The organism is Roseibium sp. ROS1, from assembly GCF_054658215.1.
Window position 1 is genome coordinate 1 of the sequence record NZ_BAAGIG010000032.1, and the last position, 561, is coordinate 561.

General features: G+C 56.0%; 1 protein-coding gene. It reads left to right on the forward strand.

Annotated features, from left to right (window positions below):
- Positions 1-507 (forward strand): IS5 family transposase (locus tag ACYQ6M_RS30370; protein ID WP_460077699.1); only part of this gene is annotated, 507 nt, incomplete at its 5' end.
- Positions 508-561: the final 54 nt, after the last annotated feature.

The window sequence follows — 561 nt, forward strand, 5'->3', positions numbered from 1 at the left end:
CATCTGGCTGTTGATGCTGACAGTGGCGAGATCATTGCCCATAGCCTGACAGATCAGGAAACCGGCGATACCTCGCAGCTGAAGCCGTTGTTGGATCAGATCGATGATGAGATCGACAACTTCACGGCCGATGGAGCCTATGATGGCTACCTAACCTACGACGCTGTTTTCCATCACAGCGCAGGCGCAAGGGTCATCATTCCACCGCGCTCGAACGCGGTTGAACGGCCTATTGTCCAAGCATGCTGCCAGAGAGACGACCACATAACCTCCATGCAGAAAGATGGCCGGCTGAAATGGCAGGCATCAACTGGCTACGGCAAACGAGCTTTGGTTGAAACCGCGATGGGTCGATACAAAGGCATTATTGGACCACGTTTGCGCGCTCGGTCATTCCTCGCTCAACAGACAGAGGCTGCAATCGGGGTCACGATTTTGAACCGAATGCTCGCCTGCGGTCGCCCGAAATCCGTTCGTTGCCAAGCATCGGCGGGAGCAACCAAATAAGCGGCCCCATCAATGAACGAGCTCCGCTCATCGGCTGATCCGCGCACCAACGCC